A 2244-nucleotide genomic window follows, 5' to 3' on the forward strand; every position below is an offset into this window, starting at 1 on the left:
CGCGGTGGAACTGCGCAACCGGCTGACCGCGGCCACCGAGGTCCGCCTCCCCGCGACCCTGATCTTCGACTACCCCACGCCCACCGCCCTGGCCGCCTTCCTCCGGGAGGAGACCGCCCCGGACGGGCCGGCGGCGGTGACCCCGCTGCTCGCGGAGCTCGACAGGCTGGAGGCATCTCTGGCGGTGGTCCTCCCCGATGACGACGGGCATGCGCAGATCACCGCACGCCTCCAGGACCTGCTGGCCAAGTGGGGTGACGGCCGGAAGGAGCCGGAGGACGACGCGGCTGCGGCCGAGGTCGCCGAGGAGATCGAATCGGCGACGGACGACGACCTGTTCGACTTCATCGGTAAAGAGTTCGGGATCTCCTGACGTGAACGGCTCCGCCTTTCTGGCTGCCGCGAGAGGGATGCACGTATGAACGAGGAAAAGCTCCGCTACTTTCTCAAGCGGGTGACGGCGGACCTTCATGAAACCCGGCGCCGCCTGGAGGAAGTCGAGTCCGGGGAGCAGGAACCGATCGCGATCGTCGGGATGAGCTGCCGCTACCCCGGTGGCGTCGGATCGCCCGAGGACCTGTGGCAGCTGGTCCTGGACGGCCGGGACGCGATCACCGGTTTCCCGACCGACCGCGGCTGGGACATCGAGCGTCTCTTCGACGCCGATCCCGAACAAAAGGGCACGAGTTACGTCAGCGAAGGCGGGTTCCTGCACGACGCCAACTACTTCGACCCGGCGTTCTTCGGCATCAGCCCGCGTGAGGCGCTGGCGATGGACCCGCAGCAGCGGCTGCTGCTGGAGACCACCTGGGAGGTGTTCGAACGCGCGGGCATCGACCCGGCGTCGGTGCGCGGCAGCCGGACGGGTGTCTTCGCCGGCGTGATGTACCACGACTACACCTCCCGCCTGCGCGCCGTACCCGAAGGCGTGGAGGGCTACCTCGGCACCGGCGGATCCAGCAGCATCGCCTCCGGCCGTGTGGCCTACTCGTTCGGCCTGGAGGGCCCGGCGGTCACCGTCGACACCGCCTGCTCGTCCTCGCTGGTCACCCTGCACCTGGCCGTCCAGGCGCTGCGCAACGGCGAGTGCTCGCTGGCGCTGGCCGGCGGTGTCACCGTCATGCCGACACCGGGTACCTTCACCGAGTTCAGCCGTCAGCGCGGCCTGTCCTTCGACGGCCGCTGCAAGTCGTTCGCCGCCGCGGCGGACGGCACGGGCTGGGGCGAGGGCGTGGGCATGGTCTTGGTGGAGCGGCTCTCGGACGCCCGGAAGAACGGCCACCCCGTGCTGGCCGTGGTCCGCGGCTCAGCGGTCAACCAGGACGGCGCGAGCAACGGCCTGACGGCGCCGAACGGTCCCTCGCAGCAGCGAGTGATCCGGCAGGCACTGGCCAACGCCCGGCTGACCACGAAGGACGTCGACGTGGTGGAGGCGCACGGCACGGGTACGACGCTGGGCGACCCGATCGAGGCGCAGGCGCTGCTGGCGACCTACGGCAGGGCACGGGCCGAGGAGACGCCGCTGTGGCTGGGCTCGATCAAGTCGAACATCGGTCACACGCAGGCGGCTGCCGGTGTCGCCGGGATCATCAAGATGGTGATGGCGATGCGGCACGGTGTGCTGCCGCGGACCCTGCACGTCGACGAGCCGTCCCCGCACGTGGACTGGGCGGCGGGCGCGGTGGAGCTGCTGACCGAGGCGCGGGAGTGGCCGGAGACCGGCCGTCCCCGCCGGGCGGCGGTGTCCTCCTTCGGCATCAGCGGCACCAACGCCCATGTCATCGTCGAACAGCCGCCACTGGCCGACGACGGACAGCTCTCACCCGAGGACGGCACGGCGGCCTCGCCCGCCAAGATCTCGCTGCCTGTGCTGCCCTGGCTCCTGTCGGCCCGAGGCGAGCAGGCGCTGTGCGCCCAGGCGGAGCGGTTGCTGGCCCACATACAGCAGCGCCCCGAACTCGACCCGACCGACATCGCTCACTCCCTGGCGACGACACGGTCCGCCCTGGAGACCCGCGCCGTGGTGATCGCGGCCGACCGCCGCACCTTCCTCGACCGTCTGGCCGAGGTGGCCGCCGGCAAGACCCCGGCCGGCATGCCGTTCGGAAACGCCGACGGCCGGGGCAAGCTGGCGTTCCTGTTCACCGGTCAGGGCAGCCAGCGGCTGGGGATGGGCCGGGAGCTGTACGACGCTTATCCCGTGTTCGCCCAGGTGCTGGACGAGATCCTCACCCACTTCGAACT

1 protein-coding gene and 2 pseudogenes are annotated in these 2244 nt (G+C 70.7%); all 3 read left to right on the forward strand.

Translation table 11 applies throughout. From position 1 onward, the window contains the following. A pseudogene (locus tag ACFYOH_RS44690) lies at window positions 1–373 on the forward strand (polyketide synthase); the annotation flags it as partial. Between the two features lie 45 nt (window positions 374–418). Then, window positions 419–466: pseudogene (locus tag ACFYOH_RS44695) on the forward strand (polyketide synthase docking domain-containing protein); the annotation flags it as partial. A 21-nt stretch (window positions 467–487) separates the two neighbouring features. Next, a partial coding sequence (locus ACFYOH_RS44700; protein ID WP_388638093.1) for a type I polyketide synthase occupies window positions 488–2244 on the forward strand: 1757 nt, incomplete at its 3' end.

Source organism: Streptomyces sp. NPDC007856 (assembly GCF_042868225.1).
Classification (GTDB): domain Bacteria; phylum Actinomycetota; class Actinomycetes; order Streptomycetales; family Streptomycetaceae; genus Streptomyces.